General features: G+C 74.0%; 12 protein-coding genes. 2 read left to right on the forward strand and 10 right to left on the reverse strand.

The window, feature by feature from the left end; translation table 11 throughout:
• Positions 1-47: 47 nt before the first annotated feature.
• The 9 genes from Dsi01nite_RS17495 to Dsi01nite_RS17535 all read right to left on the reverse strand — a co-directional run bounded on the left by Dsi01nite_RS17495 (position 48) and on the right by Dsi01nite_RS17535 (position 17,704).
• Positions 48-1,895: a N,N-dimethylformamidase beta subunit family domain-containing protein gene (locus Dsi01nite_RS17495; RefSeq protein WP_203847228.1), complete on the reverse strand. Its 1,848-nt coding sequence runs from the start codon at positions 1,893-1,895 to the stop codon at positions 48-50.
• Positions 1,892-3,232 carry a condensation domain-containing protein gene (locus Dsi01nite_RS17500; protein WP_203847229.1) on the reverse strand — a complete coding sequence of 447 codons (1,341 nt, stop codon included), beginning with the start codon at positions 3,230-3,232 and terminating at the stop codon, positions 1,892-1,894. Before Dsi01nite_RS17500 ends, Dsi01nite_RS17495 begins: the two co-directional genes overlap by 4 nt.
• The gene (locus tag Dsi01nite_RS17505) at positions 3,225-3,473 is read right to left on the reverse strand and encodes a phosphopantetheine-binding protein (RefSeq protein WP_203847230.1); all 249 of its coding nucleotides are present in this window, start codon (positions 3,471-3,473) and stop codon (positions 3,225-3,227) included. The genes Dsi01nite_RS17500 and Dsi01nite_RS17505 overlap by 8 nt, the downstream gene beginning before the upstream one ends.
• Positions 3,470-3,661 carry an MbtH family protein gene (locus Dsi01nite_RS17510; protein WP_203847231.1) on the reverse strand — a complete coding sequence of 64 codons (192 nt, stop codon included), beginning with the start codon at positions 3,659-3,661 and terminating at the stop codon, positions 3,470-3,472. Before Dsi01nite_RS17510 ends, Dsi01nite_RS17505 begins: the two co-directional genes overlap by 4 nt.
• A complete protein-coding gene (locus tag Dsi01nite_RS17515; RefSeq protein ID WP_203847232.1) occupies positions 3,658-6,924 on the reverse strand; it encodes a non-ribosomal peptide synthetase in 3,267 nt (1,088 codons plus the stop codon). The genes Dsi01nite_RS17510 and Dsi01nite_RS17515 overlap by 4 nt, the downstream gene beginning before the upstream one ends.
• The gene (locus Dsi01nite_RS17520) at positions 6,921-8,408 is read right to left on the reverse strand and encodes a class I adenylate-forming enzyme family protein (protein WP_239135961.1); all 1,488 of its coding nucleotides are present in this window, start codon (positions 8,406-8,408) and stop codon (positions 6,921-6,923) included. Before Dsi01nite_RS17520 ends, Dsi01nite_RS17515 begins: the two co-directional genes overlap by 4 nt.
• On the reverse strand, positions 8,405-14,026 hold the full coding sequence (locus Dsi01nite_RS17525) for a non-ribosomal peptide synthetase/MFS transporter (RefSeq protein ID WP_203847233.1): 5,622 nt from the start codon (positions 14,024-14,026) through the stop codon (positions 8,405-8,407). Before Dsi01nite_RS17525 ends, Dsi01nite_RS17520 begins: the two co-directional genes overlap by 4 nt.
• Before the next feature lie 76 nt (positions 14,027-14,102).
• Positions 14,103-17,228 (reverse strand): non-ribosomal peptide synthetase, encoded by a 3,126-nt coding sequence (locus Dsi01nite_RS17530; protein WP_203847234.1) that lies wholly within the window; start codon positions 17,226-17,228, stop codon positions 14,103-14,105.
• A gap of 182 nt (positions 17,229-17,410) precedes the next feature.
• Positions 17,411-17,704 carry a hypothetical protein gene (locus Dsi01nite_RS17535; RefSeq protein WP_239135962.1) on the reverse strand — a complete coding sequence of 98 codons (294 nt, stop codon included), beginning with the start codon at positions 17,702-17,704 and terminating at the stop codon, positions 17,411-17,413.
• 184 nt (positions 17,705-17,888) lie between these two features.
• Here Dsi01nite_RS17535 and Dsi01nite_RS17540 point away from each other — a divergent pair, with 184 nt between their 5' ends.
• Both Dsi01nite_RS17540 and Dsi01nite_RS17545 read left to right on the forward strand, forming a co-directional pair.
• A complete protein-coding gene (locus Dsi01nite_RS17540) occupies positions 17,889-19,505 on the forward strand; it encodes a hypothetical protein (protein WP_203847235.1) in 1,617 nt (538 codons plus the stop codon).
• A 20-nt stretch (positions 19,506-19,525) separates the two neighbouring features.
• Positions 19,526-20,338 (forward strand): DUF6892 domain-containing protein, encoded by an 813-nt coding sequence (locus tag Dsi01nite_RS17545; RefSeq protein WP_203847236.1) that lies wholly within the window; start codon positions 19,526-19,528, stop codon positions 20,336-20,338.
• Here Dsi01nite_RS17545 and Dsi01nite_RS17550 read toward each other — a convergent pair.
• Positions 20,325-21,842 carry an FAD-dependent monooxygenase gene (locus Dsi01nite_RS17550; protein WP_203847237.1) on the reverse strand — a complete coding sequence of 506 codons (1,518 nt, stop codon included), beginning with the start codon at positions 21,840-21,842 and terminating at the stop codon, positions 20,325-20,327. The genes Dsi01nite_RS17545 and Dsi01nite_RS17550 overlap by 14 nt on opposite strands.
• Between the last annotated feature and the right edge of the window lie 35 nt (positions 21,843-21,877).

The following is a 21,877-nucleotide window of genomic DNA, read 5'->3' on the forward strand; positions in this document are numbered from 1 at the left end:
GCACCGGCCTTCACCGGTGCCCGGCGACACAGCGGGGGATGCGGTGGTCAGCCCAGGGGTGGGAGGCGGTGGCGCAGGGGGGTGCCCGGGCCGGCGCCGACGAGACGGCCGGCGTGGGCGGTCAGGGTACGGCTGCCGGCCGCGTCGCACACGTCGGTGAACGGGTGCGGCGCGGCGACGGGTGGGCGGCTGACGATCCGGTCGTCGCCGGTGATGCCGTAAAGACGGCCGCCGAGCGTGGTCAGGGCGACGGCGCCGCTCGCGGTGCCGATCGGCCGCCACGCGCCGGTCCGCAGCTCCAGGGCGGGCAGATACCAGAGCACGTCGTCGGACGTGGCGGCGAACAGGCCCGCGTCGCACAGGGCGAGACTGTGCGCGCCCGGCGGTGCGGCGGTCACGTCGGTCCACTGCGGGGCGTCGAACGCGGGGTCGCGGTAGCACAGCCGGCCCGTGGTGGTGAGCGCCCACAGGCCCTGCAGCATCGCGCCGGCGGCCTCCCGCGGCGACGCGAGGCACAGCAGCGACGGGGCGTCGTCGATGCGGCGCCACGGCAGGTTCTGCGGGCACGCCTCGCGGGTGCGCAGGCCACCGTCGGCGGCAACCGCGTAGAACGCGCCGTCGCAGCTGGTGAGGGCGTGCAGCTCGGCGGGCGGGCCGATCACCGTCCAGCCGTCGCGGGCGGCACCCGAGGTGAAGCGGTCCAGGACGTTGCGGGTGATGCGGTCCACGACCGGGTCGCTGAGGCCCTTGCCCCAGTTGACGGTCGCGGCGGTGAACACCGTGCCGGCGCCGAGGTCGAAGACGCCCATCGTGGCGGCGCCGCCCTGACCGTATCGGCGCCAGTGTCGCAGGTCGGCGGTGGCGAGCACGACGAAGGAGGGTGGGGTGCCGTCGCGGCCGGTGGCGCGTGGCACGCCGGCGACGTCGACGATGTCGGCGGCGTCGGTCTCGTAGCCGAGGGTGCCCTGGCCGAACTTGTCGCCGTCGCTGACGCCGGTGCCGTCGAAGACCCAGTGCGTGGCGAACCGGGCGGTGAACGTCTCCTGCCCGATGATGGCCATCCCGTCGCCCCAGGCGCCGGCGCCGCGGCGGAAGCTGACCCCGGTCATCGCGTTCTCGGGCCGGTTGACCGGGGCGCTGGACCATTCGACGGTCACCCGGCCGGGGTCCACTGTGGACATCGGGTCGGTGGTGGCGTCGCGGTGGCAGACCATGGTGCGGCCGCCGTCCTCGAGGCGCATCTGCCACCAGGCGGTGTTGGCGCCGAGGACGGCGAGGTTCCCGCCGCGGCGGACGAAGGCCTCGACGGCGTCGCGCTGCTCCCAGGTCCAGTACTCGTCGTGGGCGCAGACGATGAGGGCGCGGCGCCCGTCGAGGACCGCCGGGTCGAGGTGCAGGTCCAGGTTGGAGCAGAACTCGACCGGGTAGCCGGCCGCGCGCAGCCACCGCAGCAGCGGCTCCTCCCAGCGCTCCGGCGGCGGGCCGCCACCCGGCCGGTCGAAGGTGACGGCGGTCGCGCGGGTCGGTTCCTCGGCGTAGTAGAGGCCCTCCGAGGGTTCGCCGGCCCGGTTGTACGCCTGCCACGTCGCGAACGGCACCGACACCAGGATCGGCGCGGTCGGTTTTGCTGACCGCACCACGAACCACGCCTCGTCGTCACCGGCGCTGTCGATGCGCGGCACCGCACCGGCGGCGGCGAACGTCGCCCGGTACAGCGACGACGGCCACGACACCGGCACGGCGAGGGTCCACGTCGGATCGGGCACCGCAGCGCGGTGCATGACAAGCCCGGAGATCGCGTCGGTGACGACGACCGTGGCCGCGTCCGGAGCGACGAACGACAGTGATGTGCCGGCCACGCAGGATGTGGCCCGCGCGTAGGCCCGGGGTGTCACAGCAGTCCGGACAGTACGGTCATCGGCACGTCCTCACCGGCGGCGCGGACCAGCAGCTCCTCGAGTGCCCGCAGCTGACCCTCGATCGCGGTCGGCGGCAGGTACGCGGTGTCGGCGGTCAGCGTCACGACGAGCGCCGGCCCGTCTTGCGTGACGTGCAGGCAGTAGCGGCAGGCGACGCGTTCCTGCGTGGCGGGGAAGTCGAACCGGGTTTCCCGGGGCGCGGTCGCGGCCTGGACGGGGCGCCCGTCGACGAGTCGCATGTCGTTGAAGCAGGTGTACGGGTGCACCTCCGTCCCGCGGGCAGCGGCCGCCGTGGCGAGCATCTCGTCCCAGCCGGCCGGATCGTAGGCGGCGGCGCGGTAGCCGCGCAGGGCGGCCTGCCAGCCCGGGCGCAGCAGCGCGCCGAACGTGGGCCGGTCGACGTCGAGGACGAACAGACCGTCCTGCGACAGGGTGCTGACGAGGTCGCGGTGCCCGGTGGTGAACCGGTTGCCGACGATCGGCATGACGGCAGTGGTCTGGTGCCCACCGGCGGCGGCGGCGAGCGCCCCGGCGGCGGTGAGCAGCACGGTGGAGCCGCTGACGCCGTGCTGGGCGGCGAGCGTGTCGACGGCGCCGGTGAGCGCGGTGGAGACGAGCCGTCCGGTCCAGAACCTCGGCGCGCGCGGCGCGGCGACCGGGGTGGCCCACATGGTCGCCGGGATCCGGGCGAACTGTTCGGCCCAGTACGACAGGGCGGCCGTGCCGCGGCGGTGCCCTTCCGGGGAGTCCTGCTCGGCGGCGACGTCGAGCGGGGTGGTCTCCGGGTCGCGCAGGCCGCGGGTGCCGCGCCGCACGAGCAGTCGCAGATCCCGGGCGAGCACCTCGGCGCCGTGCCCGTCGGTGGCGAGGTGGCACAGCACCAGGACCAGGTGGCTGACCTCACCGCCGTGCGTGACGAGCGCGGCCCGCACCGGCCATTCCGCGCGGTAGTCGAACGCGGTCCCGGCGAGCAGGTCCCGGACGCGGCCGGCCTCGGCGGCCGGATCGGCGCCGCCGTCGACGATGTGCACGTCCAGAGCACCGTCGAGCGCGAGCACCTGGTGCGGCCCATCGCCGAGCCGGGTGCGCAGCGCCTCGTGCCGGGCCACCAGCGCCGCGAGCGCACCGAGCGCGGCCGGGACCGGCACGGTCCGCGCGCCGAGGTCGACGATCCGGTCGAGGTTGAAGTAGTGGTCGTTGGGGACCGTGCGTCCGATCGCGTGCCAGATGGCCCGCTGCCCCCACGTCAGCGGGCCGGTGCCGGACCGCGAACCGGTGAACGGCACCCGGACCGGGGTCAGCAGCTCAGTCATCGCGGACCGCCCGTTCCTGCACGGTGCGCACCAGGTCGTCGAAGTCGTCGAAGCCGGGCGCGTCCAGGTCGAGCTGGACGCCGAGCTCGTCGTCGAGGGCGTCGATGAGCCGCAGCACCGCCAGGGAGCCGACGCCGAGGGCGGCCAGGGAGCCACCGCCGGCCAGGATCTCCGCGGCGGTGACCTCGCCGTCGGTGGCGGTGCTGACCATCGTCGCGACCCGGTCCCGGAGGCCGTTCATCGGGCGGCCAGCCGCTGCCGCAGGCTCAGCGGGCGGATGTCGGTCCACACCTCGTCGATGTGCGCGACGCACTCGTCCCTGGTGCCGGTGAACCCGGTGCGCCGCCAGCCGGCGGGTGGCTCCTCGGCGGCGTTCCACAGCGAGTGCTGCTCCTCGTCGTTGACGACGACGGCGTACGTGTCATTCATCGGGCCTCCCTCAGGTCGGCGATCGCGGCGACGACGCCGTCGATCGTGGGGGTGTCGAAGAAGACGTCGAGCGGCACGTCGACGCCGAGGCGTTTGCGGATGCGGACCGCGATCTGGGTGATGGTCAGCGAGTGGCCGCCGAGGTCGAACAGATCCTCGTCGGTGCCGATGTCATCGATTCGCAGCACCTCCTGCCAGATGGCGGTGACCGTGTCCGTGTCCGTGGTCTGGTCACCGGTACCGGCATCCGGAGCGCGGACGTCCGCGGGCCGTTCTTCTGTGGGTGCCGGCAGGGCGGCCCGGTCGAGCTTGCCGTTCGGGGTGAGCGGGAACCGCTCGAGGACGACGACCTCGGCCGGCACCATGTAGCCGGGCAGGACCTCGGCCACGTGCGCCCGCAGCCCACCGGCGTCGACCGGCCCGGCGGGCACGACGTAGGCGACCAGGCGGGCCCGCGGGCCGTGCGGGTCGGCGAGGGTCACCGCGGCCTGCGTCACCGTGGGGTGGGTGGTGAGCCGGGCCTCGATCTCACCGGGTTCGATCCGGTGGCCGCGCAGCTTCACCTGGTTGTCGACCCGGCCGAGGAACTCCAGGCCGTCCGGCCCGCGCCGCACCCGGTCGCCGGTGCCGTAGAGGCGGGCACCCGGGGCACCGAACGGGTCCGGCCGGAACCGGTCCGCGGTCAGCCCGGACCGCCCCCGGTAGCCGTGGGCGACGCCGAGCCCGCCGATCCACAGCTCCCCGGCGATCCCGTCGGGCACGGGCCGCAGCGCTTCGTCCAGGACGTGCAGGGTGGTGTTCGCGACCGGCCCGCCGATCGTGACCTGGGCACCGGCCTCGATGTCGGCGAGCGCCGACCAGACCGTGGTCTCCGTCGGCCCGTATGCGTTGACGAGCCGACGCACCAGCGGCCGCAGCGCCGCGGCGAGGTCGGCCGGCAACGCCTCACCACCGGTGACGGCGACCAGCGACGAACGGGCGAGGCCGGCCTCCAGCAGCAGCCGCCAGCCGGAAGGAGTCGCCTGCACGTGCGTGACGCCGTGCCGGTCGATGAGGCGCAGCTGCCCGGCGGCGTCGCGGTGGCCGTCCGGTGGCACGAGGACGAGCGCGGCGCCGACGGTGAGCGGCAGCAGCAGCTCGACGGTGGAGATGTCGAACGACAGCGAGGTCAGCCCGAGCCACGTGTCGCCGGCCCCGGAGCCGAGGTGCTCGCGCATCGAGTCGAGTAGGTTGGTCAGTGCGCCGTGCGGGACGGCGACGCCCTTCGGCCGCCCGGTCGATCCGGACGTGTAGATGACGTATGCGACGTCATCGGGGGACGGCGCCTCGTCCGGTGTGGCGTCGCCGCCGTCGACCTCGGTCTCGCCGCGCCAGGTGGCGCCTGCCTCGAGGGACACGTCCTGCGGGCCGAGGACGAGCGCGGCGCCGGCGTCGTCGCGGATGAACGCGATCCGCTCGGCCGGATACGACGGGTCGAGCGGCAGGTATGCGGCGCCGGTCTCCAGCACACCGAGCACGGCCACAAGCAGCTCGGCAGCACGGGGCAGGGCGATCCCGACCAGCGAACCCGGCCCGATCCCCTGGGCCCGGAGCCGGGCGCCGAGGCCCGCCGCCGCGGCGCCGAGCTGTCCGTAGCTGACCTCCCGCTCCCCACAACGAACCGCGACCGCGTCGGGCCGCACGGCGACCTGTGCCAGGAACCGGTCCACGACGGTGTCCCGGGGGCCCGGGCCCACCACAGCGCCGGTGACAGGGCCCGACAGTCCCACCACAGCGCCGGTGGCAGGGCCCGACAGGACCAGATCCCCGATCGCCGTGTCCGGCGCCGCAACCGCCGCGGCGAGGAGCGCCTGGAACTGCGCGCAGACCTGTTCGGCCGCGAACGAGCCCGCGACGAGCTGGAGGCTGCCCTCGACCACCGACGGGCCCTCGACCAGCTGCAGGTTGGCGGTGCCGCGCACAGCACCGCTGAACACCAGCCAGTCGACGGTGCTGTCCACCCCGGTGAACCCGGGTGGGTCGGCGCGCCGCCGGTAGCTGACGGTCAACGGCGCGAGCGACGCCCGAGGGGTGAGCCGGACGGCGTGACTGAGCGGGACGGCGCGGTGGGCGTACACCTCGCGCAGCTGGACCCGCAGCGCCCGCGCGAACGCGGCGAACGGCTGCGACGGTGCCGGGGCGGTGCTGACGGGCAGCTCGTTGACGTGCAAGCCGATCCGGGGCGCGGCCCGGTCCCCTGTGGACAGTTCGAGGGCGGTGGTGACGGTGTCGTTGCCGTACCGGCGCAGCAGCGCGTGCCAGGCGGTGAGGAGGAACTCGAAGTGGGTGACGCCGACGGCGGCGGCCGCCTCGGCGAGGGCGGCCGTGCCGATGGTGAACGGCACCGCGACGGCGGTGGTCCCGGGTGGGGTGTGCCGCAGGCCAGGCAGCTGTGGCGCGGCCGGCTCCCGCCACCGCTCGGTCCAGTAGGCTGCTGCCGCCGGCACATCGACCACCGCCGCCAGCCCATCGACCGCTGCCGCCGACCCATCGACCGCCGCCGACCCATCGACCGCCGCCAGCACATCGACCGCCGCCAGCACATCGACCGCCGCCGGCATTTCCACGGGCAGCGGAACCGGGGTCATGTCCACTGGGAACAGAACCGACGTCGTGTCTCCGCCCTGCTTCCCTGACACTAGCACATCCGAAAAAGTAATCTTTCGGTGAGCCCGGTCTGCCGGCTGAGCGGGTGCCCCATCGGTTGTGGACAAGGCCGTGCCATTGTACGCGGCGGCAAGGTCGGCGATGAGGACCTGCTTGGAGGTGCCGTCGAAGACCAGGTGGTGCACGACGACGCACAGCAGGTGCTCGCCGGGCCCGGTGTGCAGCAGGGTGAACCTGGCCAGTGGGCCGTGGCGCAGGTCGAACGGCGCCGCGACGAGCGCGGCGACCTCCGCCGGGTCGCCCGGCCGGACGGCGAGGGTGACCGGGTCGGTCGCGGGCACCAGGGCCGGCAGATCGTCGTCGACCGCGCCGCCGAGGACGGGGTGCCGGGCCACGACGGCGGTGACCGCGTCCCGGAGCCGGTCGACGTCGAGGGCGCCGGCGAACCGGATCGTCACCGCCAGGTGATAGCCGGCCCCGGCCGGCCGGGTCCGCTCGGTGATCCACACCCCGTGCTGGGCGGGGGTGAGGTGGTCCGCGGTGGTCTGGGCGGGGGTGAGGTGGTCTGCGGCGTGCTGGGCGGGGGTGAGGTGGTCCGCGGTGGTCTGGGTCGTCACGGGGTCGCCCTGTCGTCGTCGAGGAGCTGGCGCAGCTCACGCTTGAGGATCTTGCCGTTGTCGTTGCGGGGCAGCCGGTCCAGGAACAGCAGCCGGCCGGGGAGTTCGTGCCCGGCGAGCCGTTCGAGCAGGAACGTGCGCAGCTGCGGCGCGGTGAGGGGGCCGTCGGTGACGACGGCGGCGGCGACGGCGGCGCCGAGGACCGGGTGCGGCACCCCGAACGCGGCGGCCTCGCGGACCAGGGGGTGCTCGTGCAGGGCGTGCTCGACCTGCAGGGTCGACACCTTGTGCGCGCCGGACTTGACCACGTCGCTGTCGCGGTCGACGAGGTACAGGTAGCCGTCGGCGTCGAGGCGGCCGACGTCGCCCATCCGGACCCACCGGCCGTGGAAGACCTCGGCGGACGCGTCGCCGTCGCGGTAGTAGGACCGGGCCGCCGTCGGGGACCGCAGCCACACGTCGCCGACCTCGCCGGCCGGCAGCGGCTGCCGGTCCGGGCCGGCGATCATCAGGTCGGCGGCGACGGTCGGGCGGCCCAGCGCGGCCGGTCGTTCGGGGTCGAACACCATGGCCGTCTGCGCCGGTGCCGCCTCGGTCGAGGTGTAGTAGTTGACGATCGTCGCGGCCGGGTACGCGGCGGCGAGCTGCGCCGCGACCGCCGGTGGCAGCGCGGCGGCGGTGGAGCCGATGAGCCGCACGCCGGACAGGTCGTGGGTGGTGTGGACGCCCGCGTGCAGCAGTTCGATCGCCATGGCCGGGACGAGGAAGACGGTGCCGACGGCGTGCCGGGCGATGAGTTTCGCGAAGCGGCCGGGGGTGAACGTGCCGGCGGTGAGCGCGGCGGCGCGGGCATTGAGCGCGTTGACGAGCATCGTCTGCCCGGCGTTGCTGCCGACCGGGAACGCGTGCAGGAAGTGCCCGGAGTGGGCGAGGGGCCGGCGGCGCGGGTCGAGGGTGCAGCCGTGGGCGAGGTTGGCGTGGGTGGCGCCGACGCCCTTGGGGACGCCGGTGGTGCCGGACGTGTAGAGGATCTGCGCGAGGTCGCGGGGGCCCGGAGGCTCAGGCAGCGTGCCACCGGAAAGGTCGGCCAGGGTCATGCACCGGACACCGTCGAGGCCCGAACGGCCCAGCACCACTGTCGCGCCGCTGTGGGTGAGCACGTGGCGGACCTCGGCCGGGGCGAGCCGGTCCGACACCGGCACCGCGACCAGCCCGGCCCGCAGCACGCCGGCGAACGCGACGGCGTAGTCGTTCCAGCCCGCGGCGCCGTAGTGCAGCGCGACCCGGTCACCGGCGGCCAGGCCCAGGCCGCGCAGCCCCGCCGCGACCGCCACCGCCCGGGCCTGCCAGGCGCCGAACGTGATCTGCTCGTCGCCGGCGACGAGCGCCACCCGGTCCGGCTCCGTCAAGGCCCGGTGCGCGAGAAGCTCCGGCAGCGTCGCCGGCACGGCCGGCGCCCGGGCTGGACGGGCGATGGTGCTCATCGGACCAGCTCCGGTGACAGGTCGCCGCCCGGTGCGACGGGCGACCGGTCTCCGCCCGACGCGACAGGCGACCGGTCTCCGCCCGACGCGACAGGCGACCGGTCGTCGTCGGACGCGACCGGCGACCGGTCGTCGTCGGACGGGACGGGCGACCGGTTGTCGTCGGACGGGACGCGGCGGCGCAGCTCCTGGATACCGACGAGGTCGTCGGGCAGCGCGTCGGGCACGTCCAGGTCGAAGCGACGCAGCACCGGGATCCGCAGCCCGACCGCCACCAGCACCATCATGGCGAGGCCGAACAGGACGTACATGAACGCGATCCCGCGCCCCGGCCCGGTGCCGATGACCGCGCCGACGGTCCCGGCCAGCGGGCCGCCGCGGGCGAGGAGCGGTTCGAAGAGCTTCGTGCCGAGCGGCGCGACGATGCCGTGCCCGATCGGCAGCGTCGACCAGGCGACCATGGTGTTCAGGGCGAAGACCCGGCCGTGGTACCGCTGCGGCACCTTCACCTGCACGATCGTGGTGTACACGCCGTTGACCAGCGACAGGGCCGCGGACAGGCCGAAGGCGCACGCCCCGACGACCCAGACGCCGGGGTGGGTGCCGCCGAGGACCGCGGCGACGCCGAGCAGCGCGGCGAGGCCCAGCATGCCGCGCAGCCGCTGCCGGCGCGGGCCGCCCCAGAAGCCCATCGCGATGCCGCCGACGATGACCCCGGCCCCGCCGCACATGGCGACCCGGGCGGCGTCATCCAGCGAAGCGAACGACAGCACCAGCGGCGTCATGAGCAGGAACAGCGGTGCGAGGAACACGTTGAGGCCGGCGAACCACAGCAGCATGGCCCGGAACCCGCGGTGGTGCCACGAGTAGGCGAAGCCGTGCCGGATCTCGGCGAGCAGGGTCTCGCGGCGCCGCCACGGCAGGGTCCGCGGGAACTTGACGACGGCGAGCACGGTGATCGCGACGGTGTAGCTGAGCACGTCGAGGATGAGGATCCCGCGCAGGCCGATGCCGGCCATGAGCCCGACCGCGATCAGCGGCACCACGAACGCGCTGACCCCGCCGGCGAGCTGGACGATGCCGTTGGCGTGGCCGAGGTACTGCTTGGGCACCAGCTGTGGCACCGCGGAGGCGTACGCGAGGCGCTGGAACGTCAACGCGACCGACAGCGCGGCGAGCAGCGGGTAGATGTGCCAGGGCACGAGCACGCCGCTGACCAGCAGGGCGAGCAGCGCGGCCTGGGTGGCGCCGGCGGCGACGTCACCGGCGAGCATCACCTTGCGCCGGTCGAACCGGTCGACGATCGCGCCGGCGACGGGCCCGGCGAGGATGCCGGGGAGCATGCCGATGACGGCGTAGAGGGCATACCTGGCAACGGATCCGGTCTCCAGGTAGATCCAGATCGGCAGGGCGAACTCGGTGAGCGCGGAGCCGGTGATGGACACGAGCTGGCTGAGCGCCACGATGAGGAAGCGCGCCATGCCGGGCTGCGCGACCGGTTTCGCCTCGGCCGCGTCCGCCGGGGCGGGTGCGGCGGCGGCGGTGCCGTGCAGCCACCACGACGTCTCCCCCGCTTTCGACGGAAGGACCTCTGAAGGTTCGGGGCCGCCGGCGGCGAGGGTCGGGTGGGCCCGGCTGACGATCTGCGCGAGCTCCTTCGCCCGGTACTTGAGGAAGAAGTGCCCGGCCTCGTCGAGCAGCACGAGGGCGACCCGGTCGGAGACCAGCAGCCACTCCCGGTAGCGCTCCTGGTAGAAGTCGGCGGCCGGGTCGCGGGTGCCCATGACCGAGACGATCGGGGCGCGCAGGCGCGCCGCCTGATGACCGGAGCCGCCGTCGAGGGTGGCGGTGAAGTACTCCTCGGCGGCCACGGAGTCGCGGCGCATGTTGCCGATGATGAACTGTTTCTGGGTCTCGTCGAGGTCGGCGACGTCGGCGCCCATCGACGTGAGCCAGTTCTCGTAGACGCGGTTGCCGAGCAGCGGTTCGAGGGCCGCGAACCGGCTCAGGGCGGACAGGACCCGGCTGCGTGGGCGGGCGAACGGGAACTGGGCACCGATGTAGACCGCTTCCAGGTCCCGGCCGGCGTGCTCGAGGCGGCGGGCGACGGCGACGATGAGGGCGCTGCCGACGCCGCAGTGCCCGTAGAGGGCGACGGGCCCGCTGACGCGTTCCTGGATCTCGGCGGCGACCCGGTCGGCGAGCTCCTCGAAGGGCAGCCGCTGCTCGGTGAGGCCGACGTCATGGCCCGGGATCGCGACCGACCACAGGGCGTGCCCGGCCGGGAGCGCGCCCGCGAGGGGCTGGTAGACCACGGCGCTGCCACCGCCGTACGGGACGCAGACCAGCGACAACTCGGGGGTCTGCACAGATGACGTCAGCCGGTGCAGGAGCCGCCGCGGCCCGCGGTCCTCCTCGGAGGCGGACGCGAACGCGGCCAGCTCCCGGATCGTCTTGAGGGTGAACACGTCCATGACGCTGACCGGCTGCCCGATGCCGTCGAGCTGCTTGCGGGCGCGGGCCACGACCTGGGTCGCGAGCAGCGAGTGCCCGCCGAGGTCGAAGAAGTCGTCGTCGATGCCGACGGACGGCAGGCCGAGGACGTCGGCCCAGATCGCGGCGAAGATCAGCTCGGCCGGGGTGGTCGGCGGGGCCGCGTCGGCGCCGGCGGCCACGGCCACGGGCGCCGGCAGGGCCCGCCGGTCGAGCTTGCCGCTGGGGCCGAGCGGAAGCCGTTCCAGGCCGACGAACGCGGTCGGCACCATGTAGTCCGGGAGGACCTTCTTCAACGCCGCCTTGAGGGGCGTCGCGTCACAAGACACCGAGCCGACCAGGTACGCGACGAGGCGTTTGTCGCCGGGCCGGTCCTCGCGGACGGTGACGGCGGCCTCGGTGACGCCGGGCTGGGCGCGCAGCGCCGCCTCGATCTCGCCGAGCTCGATCCGCAGGCCGCGCAGCTTCACCTGGTGGTCGATGCGGCCGAGGAACTCGATCGTGCCGTCGGCGCGCCAGCGGGTGAGGTCGCCGGTGCGGTACAGCCGCCCGCCGGGCGGGCCGAACGGGTCGGGGACGAACCGGGTCGCGGTGAGCCCGGGCCGGTCGTGGTAGCCGAGGGCCAGCCCGACGCCGCCGATGTGCAGCTCGCCGGGCACGCCCGGGGGCACCGGCTGGCCGGCGGGGTCCAGCACGTAGAGCCGGATGTTCTGGATGGGCGCCCCGATGGGCACCGTGTCCGACGCGGCCGCGCACTCCCAGGCGGACACGTCGACGGCCGCCTCGGTCGGGCCGTACAGGTTCCACAGCGCCGTCGCGGGCAACGCAAGAGCGAACGCGCGGGCGGCGTCCGGCGGCAGCTCCTCGCCGCTGCAGACGACCCGGCGCAGGCTGGTGCACGCGGCGACGCCGTCCTCGGCGAGGAACATGGCGAGCATCGACGGCACGAAGTGCGTGGTGGTGACGCCCTCGCGCACGATCAGGTCCCGCAGGTACGCGGCGTCCTTGTGCCCACCCGGCTTGGCCAGGACCAGCCGGGCGCCGGTGATGAGCGGCCAGAAGAACTCCCACACGGACACGTCGAAGCTCGCCGGGGTCTTCTGCAGGACCACGTCGGTGCCGTCGAGGCGATACGTGCGCTGCATCCAGTCGAGCCGGTTGACGATGCCCCGGTGCGTGTTGGGCACGCCCTTCGGCTTTCCCGTCGAACCGGACGTGTAGATCATGTACGCGACGTCGCCGGCCTGCGGCGCGTCGGGGACGGGCGGCAGCTTGCGGGCGAAGGCCGACGGGTCGTCGAGGAAGATGACCGTGGCCGTGGTGTCCGGCACCGGCAGCCGCGACTGGGTCAGCAGGACCGGCGCGTCGGCGTCGGCGAGCATGAACGCGAGCCGGTCCGCGGGGTAGTCCGGGTCGAGGGGCACGTAGGCGGCGCCGGACTTCAGCACGCCGAGGAGCCCGACGACGAGGTCGGTGGAGCGTTCGGCGCTGACGGCGACGAGCCCGCCGGGCCCGGCACCCTCGGCCCGCAGCCGGCGGGCGACGCGGTCGGCGGCGGCGTCGAGCTCGCGGTAGGTCAGGCGGCGGTCCTGGAACTGCACGGCGACGGCGTCCGGGGTACGGGAGGCCTGCGCGGCGATGAGCCCGGGCAGCGTCGCCGTGTCCGGGAAGTCGGCGGCGGTGTCGTTCCAGCCGTGCAGGACCCGCTCCCGGTCGGCCGGCTCGAGGAGGTCCACTGTGGACACCGGGCGGTCGGGGTTCGCGACGACGGAGCGCAGGAACTGGTCCAGGTGCCGGCCGAGGCGGGCGATGGTCGCCTCGTCGAACAGGTCGACGTTGTAGTTGAAGGCGCCGCGCAGCCCGCTCGGGTCCTCCATGACGAACAGTTCGAGGTCGAAGCGGGTGCCGGTGGCCCGCAGGCCGAACGGTGTGACGTCGAGCGGCCCGGTGGGTGGCCCGGCGGCGGCGTAGTTCTGCACCGCGAGGACGGCCTGGAACACCGGGGAGCGGCTCACGTCGCGGGGCACGTTGAGCTCGGACACCAGCTGCGCGAACGGCAGCTCCTGGTGCGCGTACGCGGACAGGCACGTCTCGCGGGTGCGCTCGACGAGCTCGGCGAACGTCGGGTCCCCGTCGAGGCGGGCCCGCATGGCGAGGACGTTGACGAACATGCCGATGAGCCGTTCCAGCTCCGGCTCGGGCCGCCCGGCGATGGGTGAGCCGACGGCGAAGTCCAGCTGGCCGCTGTGCCTCGACAGCACGACCTGGAACGCGGCGAGGAGCACCATGTAGACGGTGGCGCCGCGCGCCCGGCCCAGGGCGGTGAGCCCGTCGAGCAGGTCCCGGTCGATGTCGAAGCCGTAGCCGGCGCCGGCGAACGTCTGCTGCCGGGGGCGGGGCCGGTCGGTGGGCAGGGCGAGGGGTTCGACGCCGGCGAGTTCGGTGCGCCAGTGCTCGACCTCGCGGGCCATCGCCGCCCCGGTGAGCCGTTCGCGCTGCCAGGCGGCGAAGTCGCCGTACTGCACCGGCAGCGGCGGGACCGGCGACGGGACCCCGGCGGCGTGGGCGTCGTAGCCGGCCAGGACCTCGCCGACGAGGACCTCGCTGGACCAGCCGTCGCTGATGCTGTGGTGCGTGACGAGCAGCAGCACGTGGTCGTCCGCGGCGAGGCGGACCAGCAGCGCGTGCAGCAGCGGGCCGTGCACCAGGTCGAAGAGCCGCCCGACGGCCTCGTCCACGATCCTGACGGCGGCCTCGTCGTCCAGGGCGTCGACGAGGGTGAGGCTGACGGGGCCCGGTTCGGCGAGGTCGAGGACGGGCCGGCCGTCGTCGGTGACCGGGTAGCGGGTCCGCAGCGACTCGTGCCGGGCCACGACGTCGTCCAGGGACCGGGTCAGCGCGGCCTGGTCGAGGTCGCCGCGCAGCCGGCGGGCGACCGGGATGTGGTAGGCGGCGGTCCCGGGCGCGAACTGCTCCATGAACCAGAGTCGTTCCTGCGCGAACGACAGCGGCGGGGTGGTGCCGGCCGGCCGGACCGGGATGGTGGCCGTGGCCGCCGCCGGCCGGTTGCGTAAGCGGGCCGTGAGCAGCGCCCGTTTCGTCGCGGACAGGTCGTCTACGGTCATGCGTCCTCACTTCGTTCCGGGCGCCTGACCCATTGCCGTCCTCCTGATGACCGGCCCGAGACGCTCCGCTGGCCGGTCATGATTTCCCCGTGAGCATGTGCTGTGCCGTCTCCTCGTCCATCGCCTCGATCTCGGCGATGAGCAGTGCCTCGACGGCCGCGGCGAACCCGGCGACCGTGCGGTGGGTGAACAGGGTGCGGATCGGCACCGTCAGGTCGACGGCGGCGCGGATACGGGCCACCATGCGGGTGGCGAGCAGCGAGTGGCCGCCGAGGTCGAAGAAGTCGTCGAGCGCGCCGACCTTCTCCACCCCGAGGACCTCGGCCCAGACCCCGGCGACCAGGTCCTCGGCGTCGGTGCGGGGCGCGACGAACCCCGTCGCCGAGCGGACCTCGGGGTCGGGCAGGGCGGCCTTGTTGAGCTTGCCGTTGACGGTGAGCGGCAGCGCGGCGAGGGCCACGATCGCGTTCGGGACGAGGTGCGCCGGCAGCGTCCCGGCGAGCGCCTGCCGCAGGGCCGCCGGATCGAGGTCGGCTGGGACCACGTAGCCGATGAGCGCGTCGCCGCGGGCGACGACGGCGGCCTGGCCGACGCCCGGGAGCCCGAGCAGCGCGGCCGTGATCTCGCCGGGTTCGATCCGGTACCCGCGGACCTTGACCTGCTCGTCGAGCCGGCCGAGGAACTCCAGCTGGCCGTCGGGCCGCCACCGCACCCGGTCGCCGGTGCGGTACCGCCGGGCGCCGGGCGGGCCGTCGGGGTCGGGTTCGAACGCCTCCGCGGTGCGGCCGGGCCGGCCGAGGTAGCCGTGGGCCACGCCGGCACCGCCGACGCGCAGCTCGCCCGGGACCCCGGGCGGCACCGGGCGGCCGTGCCGGTCGGTGACCGCGACCGTGGTGTTCCACAGTGGACGCCCGATCGGCGGGCGCTCGGTGGCAGTGAGGTGGTCGCTGGTGCCGGTGAGGTCCGCGACGGTGGCGATGATGGTCGTCTCGGTCGGGCCGTAGGAGTTGACCAGGCGGACCCGGTCGCCGAAGGCGGCGGTCCACTGCGCGACGGCGGCCGCCTCGACCTGGTCGGCGCCGAGGATGACCAGGCGCAGCCCGGCCGGCCAGCGAACGCCGCCGAGGTCGTCGACCAGCCGGTGCCAGTAGGGCGTCGGCAGGTCCAGCACGGTCACCGCCGCACCGGCCGGGGTCGCGAGGAAGTCGGGCAGGTCGGCGTCGGCGAAGACGACCGTGCCGCCCGCGGTCAGCGCCGGCCACAGCTCCTCGGCGTGGGTGTCGAAGCTCAGCGCCGCGAACTGCGCGACGGTGTCGGCGGCCGTGATGCCGTAGCCGTCACGCATCCAGTCGGCCCGGGCGGCGAGGGCCCGGTGCGGCACCAGGACGCCCTTCGGGGTGCCGGTGGAGCCGGAGGTGTAGATGACGTAGGCGGTGTCCTCGGGGTCCGGCCGCACCGGGGTGCCGGCGCCGCCCGCCGTGACCGGGACCGTCCGGACACCGGCAAAGGACAGGTCCGCGCCGACGACAGCGTCCGCGCCGACAACAGCGTCCGCGCCGACAACAGCGTCCGCGCCGACGACAGCGTCTGCGCCGACGACGACGGTGGCGCCGCTGTCGGCGACCATGAACGCCAGCCGGGCGGGCGGGTACGCGGGGTCCAGCGGCAGGTAGGCGGCGCCGGCCCGCCAGGCGGCGAGCATGGCGACGACCGCCTGCGGGCCGCGGGGCAGGCAGACGCCGACGATCCGCGGGGCGTCTTCCAGTAGCGCCCCGGCCAGCCGGCCGGACGCCTCCCACAGCTCCCCGTAGGTCATGCCGTCCAGCGCCGGCCGGTCCGGGTGCGCGGCCACCCGGGCCGCCAGGCCGTCCAGCACGGAGCCGGTCGGCGGGGCGGCGGTCGTACCCGCGACGTCAAGGAACGCCAGGTCGGCGTCGGTGAGCACGGGCAGGTCGCGGACCCGGGTGTCGGGGGCGGCGAGCGCGGCGCGCAGGAGCACCTCGAGCCGTTCGGCGAGGGCGGCGATCGTCCCGGGGCGGAACAGGTCGCGCCGGTAGCCGAACACGGCGACCAGGTCGTCGCCGGAGCGCCAGACGTCGAGCATCACGTCGACCTTCGTCTGGGCGTGACCGCCGTCGATCTCGACCGCGGTCAGCGGCCCGAACGGCCGGGGGACGCCGTGCCGGTCGCCGTCCTGGCTGTGCACGGTGAGCAGGGTCTGGAACAGCGGGTTGCGGGTCAGGTCCCGCTCGACCCGCAGCTCGTCGATGAGCCGCTCGAACGGCAGGTCCTGGTGTGTGAACGCGCCGAGGGCGGTGCGGCGGGTGGCCCGCAACAGCTCCCGGAACGTGCCGTCGCCGCCGAGGTCGGCGCGCATGACGAGGGTGTTGGAGAAGTAGCCGACGAGCGGCTCGACGTCGGGGTCGTTGCGCCCGGCGACCGGCACGCCGACGCTGATGTCGTCCTGGCCGGTGTGCCGTTGCAGCAGCACCTGATACGCGGCGAGCAGCACCATGAACGGGCTGACCCGCTGCTCACGGGCGACGGCGTCCAGGTCGGGGCCGAGCGGGATCCGGCGGGTGTGGAACGCGCCGTCGGAGGTCTTCGCCGCCGGCCGGCGCAGGTCCGGCTGCAGTTCGAGGGGGGCGGCGCCGGTGAGCTGGCCGCGCCAGAAGGTGGTGTCCTGCCCTGCGCCGGTGACAGTGCCGGCGTCGCGCTGGGCCTGCGCGAACGCGGCGTACGTGGTCGGCAGCGGCGGCTCGTCGAACGTGCCCGCGTAGCGGTTCGCCAGCTCGTCTCGCAGCACGTTGAGCGACCAGCCGTCGGCGACGATGTGGTGCACGACCAGGCTCAGGACGTGCTCGCCGGGCCCGATCCGGATCAGTGTCGCCCGAAGCAGCGGCCCCTCGGCGAGGTCGAACGGGGCGTTGCTGCGCTCGGCGAGCAGTGCGTCGACGTTTTCCGCGGTACCGGTGAGCTCGGCCAGCTGCGGCGCCGGGCCGGCGGTCGCGTGTGGGCGGCCGTCGACGGCGGGGAACCTGGTGCGCAGGGTCTCGTGCCGTTCGACCAGGCCCTGCAACGCCGCCCGCAGCCGCGCCGGATCCAGGTCTCCGGTCAGGCGCAGGACCAGCGGGATGTTGTAGGAGGCATCTCCGGGGTCGAGCTGGTCCAGGAACCAGAGCCGTTCCTGACCGAAAGACAAAGCTCCCGACACGAGTCCCCCTCTCGTCGGCGTGACCATGGGTAAGGTACGAGTCGATGCCTCAACTGTCAACAATCCTTACGATTAATCCCGGCCGTCGACACCGGTGGATCTCCCGCACTCCGGACATGGATGTACCGCCGACCAGGTAGGTCCCGGTCGGCGGCGCTCGGTCGGTGCGGTCAGGGGGTGGCCCGGTGCAGATCCTCCCGATGGACGAGCAACTCGACGACGCCGTGCTCACCGTCGGTGACCACACCGACCTGGGTGCCGGCGGCATAGACGTCGTTCGACAGGACACCGGTGCCGTCGATGCGGAGGTAGCCGGTGACCATCAGGTGCTCGGCGATGCCGGCGACGACGTCCGGGCGCACGTCGGTCCCCGCCGGCTGCACGGCGCTCACCGTGCCGACCGGCGCTCCGGTGGAGTCGACGACCCGCATCCCGGCGACAGCGATCCCGACCGGCGTCTGCATGGCCGGATCGTGCCCGATAACAGCGGGACGAAACGTCGGCGCTTTCGACAAGGCGCTTTCGGCAACACGCCCTCCGCACCGCACGTTCGGCACCGCGGTTTCGGCACCGCGCTTTCGAAAGGCGTGGAGTGCTTCGCGGCGGTGGCCCTACCGTCGCCGCAACACCCCGCCCTGGAGGTCACCCTTGTCACGACGCTCGGCCCGCTGGGCCACGATCCTTGCCGTCACCGCGACCGTGCTCGCCCTCACCCCGTCGGCGCAGGCCGCCTCCGGTGACGCCGGCCGGCACCGCCCCCTGGCGGCACGCAACCTGCCGTCCGGCGACCGGGTCCTGTTCTACCTGGGCCAGGACAGCACGACCCTGGCCGACTACAAGGCCTCGGTGCTGGACCGGGACCGCGACTTCCCGGTGCCGGCCGGGGTCACGCTCTACACCAACCTGGTCGGCGCGCCGATGAGCGGCATGTTCCAGCCGACGGACTACGGCGCGGGCGAGAACGACTTCCCCGCCACGATCAACAGCTACGGCGGCGGGCTCGCGGTCGGGCTGTTCCTGTCCGACCCCGCGCAGACGCCGCTGAAGGCCCTCGCCGGCACCGCCGACACCGCCACCACCGCGCGCTACCGGCGCTGGCTCGATGAGTTCATCACCTACCTCGACCGCACCGACCGTGAGGTCTTCCTGCGCATCGGGTACGAGTTCGACGGCGCCTGGAACGCCTACGAGCCGGAGCTGTACAAGCAGGCGTACCGGTACATCGCGCGCCGCATCGACCAGCTGCACGCCCGCAGGATCGCCACGGTGTGGCAGACGGCGGCCTGGCCGCGCGTCGAAGCCGAACCGTACGCGTCGACCGCGGCCGGGCACTGGGACCAGTGGTACCCGGGCGACGAGTACGTCGACTGGGCCGGCCTGTCGCACTTCTACGGCACGGCGTTCGACCGGTACCAGTGGGGCTGCGAGGACCCGGGCAAGATCGCCGCGACCCCGGCGGCCGTGCAGGACTCGTTCCTCGCGTTCGCCCGGCGGCACCGCAAGCCCGTGTTCGTCTCCGAGTCCGCGCCGCAGGGCTTCGACCTCGGCAAGCTGACGGCCGGCTGCATCTTCGTCGACCCGGCGACCGGCGGCCCCCGGGCGACCGTGCCCGTCACCGCCGAGCAGATCTGGGACACCTGGTACGCGCCGTACTTCCGGTTCATCGAGCGCAACCGGGACATCGTGCGCGGCGTCGCGTACATCAACACCAACTGGAGCTCCCAGTCCATGTGGAACTGCCAGCCCGGCGCGTGCGCCAACGGATACTGGGGCGACAGCCGGGTCCAGGCGAACCCGACCGTCCTGGCCCGCTTCCGCGCGGAGCTGAGCAAGCGCATCTACGTGCAGGGCCCGCGCCGCGTCGCCGCGTTCGAACCGCCGGACTTCTCCGGCGCCGGACGCTCCGAGGCGGAGTACGCCGACCTGCCGCAGGGCGGGACCACCGGCATCGCGATCGCCGACACGACCGCCTCGAACGACCGCACCGCCCTCGTCTATGCCAACGGCGCGTCGATGCAGTTCGACCACGTCGCCCGCGGCGGCGGCATCGACCTGCGCTACGCCACCGTGACCGACAACGTCAACCTCACGGTGCTCGTCAACGGCGTCGAACGGCACCGCCTCGCACTGCCCAACCGGGGCTCGGCCACCGCCTGGGCGACGGTCACGATCCCGGTCGCGGTCCCCCGCGACGCGACCGTGACGCTGCGCCTGGACAGCGGCGACGTCGTCTGGATCGACTACATCACGCCGGGACAGCGCTGACCTTCGCTAGGGTGCCGGTCATGGACCCGTGTCTGCGACTGGCACTGCTGGAGACCGCCGACGTGCCCACGCAACGGTACGACGAGCTGCTGGTGACACCGATCCCGCCGGACACGGACGAGGGACGCTGGACCGACCGGTCCGAGCTGTTCGAGGCCGTGCCCGACGGGATCGACACCACCATCCGGAGCCTGGCCGGCATCACGGATTACCCGGACGTCGGCATCCTGCACCTGGTGGAGTCCGCCGTCGGGGACCTCGCGCCGCTCGCCGCGCTGCCGTCGCTGCGGCTGCTGAGCCTCGGCGTCACCCCGGCGGCGGACCTGCGCCCGCTGCTGGACTGTGCGCGCCTCACCCGGGTCGACGTCGACTGGCACACGCCGGAGCAACGCGAGGTCCTGGTGACGCTGGCGGACCGCGGCGTCCACGTCGACTCCCTCCTGCCGGACCCGTCGACGCTCACCGCGCCGTTCGCCGACCAGAACCTTAAGCTCGCCGTCATCGACCTGCTCGGGCTGCCGCTGCCGACCGCGGAGTTCTTCGACGAGTACGAGCTGGACGAGGCGAACCTGGCCCGCGTCCTGGCCATCGAACTGACCCAGGAGCAGCTGGACGGCATCGAGCGGCTGCACTGGACCGGCGGCGGCTACACCATCCAGCACGCCGTGTGGAGCCAGTGGGACGGCGAGACCGACGAGTTCGACATCCGCTCCCTGGACGGCATCGAGACGCTGCGCAACCTGAAGCGCCTCGAGGTGACCCCGCTGAAGCTGATCCCGGAGGAGCAGCTCGCCGCCCTGCGGGCCAGGTCGGTCACCGTCACCTCCTGGTGAGCCCGGTGCAGGTGGCCAGGGCATCGCGGAGGCCGGCGGCGGGGTCGGCGGAGGCGGTGCGGCTGCGCCAGGCGACGTGACCGTCGGGGCGGACGAGCACCGCACCGTCGGGTGCGACGCCGTACAGGCCGGGCCATCCGGGATCGGTCACGACGTAGCTCGCCACCGGCACCGCGGGACGGCGCAGCGCGTCGCGCCACGCACTGCCGGGTCCGGCGGTCAGTAGCGTGAACCGGTCGTCGAACAGGTCGATGGTCGAGGTCCCGCCGGGCAGCCACAGGTGCGGGGCGCGGCAGCCGGGCGCGGCGCGCTGCTCGTAGTCGGCGCCGGCCGGATCGGCGTCGGGACCACCGTCGTCGACGACGATCCGCGACCGGTACTGGTACCCCATGTCGATCTGGCTCAGGCTCCGCCCGTTGAACGGCGCGGCGCTCCCGTCGAAGAGCCGGGACCACGCGGCGCCGGTCTCCTCGGCGTTGCGCCGGCCGACCGGCTCCCGTTCGGCGGCGTAGCTGGCCAGCAGCCGATCGTCGCCGTGCCCGTGGACGACGGCGGCGATCTTCCAGGCGAGATTGTGGACGTCGTGCATCGCGGCGCTCACGCCGGTCGCGCCGGCGGGCGGGAACCGGTGCGCGGCGTCGCCGGCCAGGAACACCGGGCCGTGGGCATACCGGGCGGCGGACTGCGCGGCGGCCGTCCACGGGCCGCCGGCCAGCACGTCGAGCTTCAGGTCGGGAAGGCCGAGCACGGCACGGACGACCGTCGCCGGGTCCTCGCCGTCCGGGGTGCCGGGCCGGCTGATGATCCAGCGGTCGTCGGCGTGGGTCCAGATCAGCGCGGCACCGGTGGCGGTGAGGAAGTAGATCCCACGCGGGCGGGCACCGGTCCAGCCGGTCAGGTCGGCCCGGAACGCGATCATCTCCTGCCGGCCGAGGTCGTCGGGGCCGTCCATGGCGATGCCGAGCCGCTCGCGGATCCCGCTGCGGGCGCCGTCCGCCGCGATCATCCACCGGGCCCGGACCCGCCTCGCACGTCCCGTGGCCGGCTCGACCACGCTCGCCAGCACGCCGCCGTCGGCGAGCTCGAAGGACTCCAGCAGCGTGCCCCGCTCGACGCGCGCGGCCTGGTGACCGCGGGCGTGGTCGCGCAGGACGGACTCGAACACGTCCTGCGAGACGGCGAGGCCCTCGCACGGGCTCACCGTCATGCGGCCGGCCGACGGCACGTCCTCCCGCAGCGGCGGCCCGGTCAGGTCGGTGCGCCATTGCGCCCCCGGCGTGATCGGCAGCTCCACGGCGCGCAGGTCGGGTTCGACGCCGCAGACCCGCAGGATCTCCATCGCGCGGGAGTGCACGCCCCGGGCCCGCGGCAACCCGGACTCGCTCGCCCGCTTGTCGATGAGCAGGGAGTCGACGCCGTGCCGGGACAGCAGCAGCGACGCGGTCAGCCCGGCCGGCCCGCCGCCCACGATCAGCACGGGCGTTTCGATCAACTCGTCAGCCATAGTCCCGCTCTTTTCATCATAGTGAAGCTATGACG

It is taken from the genome of Dactylosporangium siamense (assembly GCF_016862795.1).
Classification (GTDB): domain Bacteria; phylum Actinomycetota; class Actinomycetes; order Mycobacteriales; family Micromonosporaceae; genus Dactylosporangium; species Dactylosporangium siamense.